The sequence below is a fragment of the Streptomyces pimonensis genome (assembly GCF_041380215.1).
GTDB classification, from domain to species: Bacteria; Actinomycetota; Actinomycetes; order Streptomycetales; family Streptomycetaceae; genus Streptomyces; species Streptomyces pimonensis.
On record NZ_JAHWZY010000093.1, the window covers coordinates 1 to 2,219 of the forward strand.

3 protein-coding genes are annotated in these 2,219 nt (G+C 67.6%); all 3 read right to left on the minus strand.

What is annotated here, in order from left to right; all coding sequences use genetic code 11:
- Positions 1-767: ISL3 family transposase (locus tag KYY02_RS33435; protein WP_371244773.1), on the minus strand; the 767-nt coding region annotated here is incomplete at its 3' end.
- A gap of 149 nt (positions 768-916) precedes the next feature.
- A complete protein-coding gene (locus tag KYY02_RS33440) occupies positions 917-1,948 on the minus strand; it encodes a sodium:calcium antiporter (RefSeq protein WP_371244777.1) in 1,032 nt (343 codons plus the stop codon).
- A 48-nt stretch (positions 1,949-1,996) separates the two neighbouring features.
- A partial coding sequence (locus KYY02_RS33445) for a hypothetical protein (protein ID WP_371244780.1) occupies positions 1,997-2,219 on the minus strand: 223 nt, incomplete at its 5' end.

Sequence of the window (2,219 nt, forward strand, 5' to 3'; positions counted from 1 at the left end):
TGCAAGGACCCCTGAGCGCGGGGCCTGCCGTAGACCGGCGCGTCCAGTACGGTGGCCCAGCAGGCACTGTGTGCCTTCACCTCGCTCAGGGCGGCTTCGCACAGGTTCTTCCATAAATGCCGGCGATCACCGACTTGCACCGCGTCAGGCAGAGCACGGCGGATGGCCTCGGCGTAGGTGGCTGAGCCGTCGCGGCACACGACCTCGATGCCCGGATGCCCGCGCAGCCACGCTTCCAGCGTGTCGGCGGTACGGTCGGGCAGTTCGTCGGTCCGCTCATGGGTCTCGGCGTCGATCACCACGGTGGCATAGCGGTGCCGTCGGCGCAGGGCGAAATCGTCGACGCCGATCACGCGGGGCACCCGCCCGGTGGGCAACGGGATGCGCAGCAGGGTGCGCAGGGCCGTGTGACGGGACAGGCCCACCGCGAGTATCGCCGGCAGACGTGATCCCGCCCGGCCCGCTAACTCTTTGACCACGGCCTTGACCTGCCTGGTCAGACGAGCGGTACGTCGCTGGTATCGCTTCAGCACCCCGGGCACCTGTTCGCGGAAGGTGTGGCGGCAGCCTCGCGTGGGACACACCAGACGCCGTACTCGCACACGGACCACCACTCGTCGCCCGTCGGCCGGAACGTCGGCCACCGTCCGCCAGTGATAGCCGTGCACCCGCCCCGACGAGGCCCCGCACACCGGGCAGACCGCGGTGTCCAGCGGCGTCCGGGCCCGCACCACGATCCGCTCACCCTCGTCGACCACATCCTCCATGACCAGTGGGGACAGACCCGAGAACACCGTCTGCACAAGCTCGTTGACACCTATCACACAACGGTCAACGCCCCTGACAACTCTCCGTCACCACCGAATGCGAGACAGGGCCACTCGCTGGACACACCCCACCTGCGCCAGGCTTCTGCTCACACAGCGAGCACGGCGACGATACTCGCGTAGATGGCGACGAGGAGGACGCCGTCGAAGCCAATCTTGAGCCAGCCGCGCCTCTGGCGGACGAGAAGGCCACCGAGCAGCACCGCAGTCATCACCATCGCCCCGCTGGTGAGGAAAAGTTCGTCCGGGTTGGCGGCGTGGAACAGGGACCCGCCTCGGTAGGCGACGTCGCCGACGACCAGGTTGAGCGCGTCCAGGCAGTTGCCGCCGATGATGGCGGCGATGGCCAGGGTGACGGCTCCGCGCCGGACAGCGGCGATGGACGTGACGGTCTCCGGCAGGGCGTTGACAAGGCCCATGAACACGGCGCCCACAAGGCCGGCGTTCAGGCCCGTATGCTCCACGATGCCCTCAGCCGCGCGGGCCACCGCCCAGCCCCCGACCATGACGAGGACCGCGACTGCCGCGAACTCGGTCCACAGCCGCGAGGTTGTGTGCCGGGCCAGTCCCTGGGTGTCTTCCTCCGGCACGTCGGGAAGTGTGTCCTCCGTTCGCACCGCTCGCCACATGGGTGCGCCGTAGTTGTTGATGAGGCGCAGGCCGCCGATGTAGAAGGCCACCATCACTGCGGAAGCCGGGTGCAGCCCCAGGAAGGTGACGGACGGGCTGAACGCTGCCATTAGAGCGAGTCCCAACAGGCCGATGATCAGGCACCCGAAGAGCATGTTGGACACCGATGCGGCGGCGTGTTCGAGGTTGACCTTCCGCAGGAAGGCATCGGCGACCACGAGCGCGACCGTCTGCGCCGCGATACCGCCCACGGCGTTGCTGTACGCGAGGTCGGGTTGATCCGCGGCGGCACTGACGGCGGTCATCACGATGCCCGAGAGGGATGTCACGAACCCGAACAGAACGGCTCCGAACAGGGCCTCGCCCCATCCGGTGCGGTCAGCGAGGGTGTCACCCACACCGGCGAGCCGGATACTGCACACCACGGTGACTGCCGTGGCCAAGAGGAAGACGCCGATACTCCAGCTCAGAGGCCACAGGTCGGTCAGCACGACGTGCATCACCCTTCATCGGTGTCAGGTGGTGGCGGAAGTCGACTGTCACGTACCACCGAGGGAGCAGCTCCACACGACACGCCTTGCCCTGGTGACGAGGCGTGTCGTCACGATCGAGCCGCGTGCCGTCACGGCCCCCTCCGTCTGCTTAGGGGTCCTTGCAGAATGATCTTCCTGTGGCACGGTGGAGATGTAGGTGATCCCGTGTTGTGTGGGGGTGACGATGGCGCGGCGGAAGCCGTGGGAGGTCAGCGACGAGCTGTGGGCA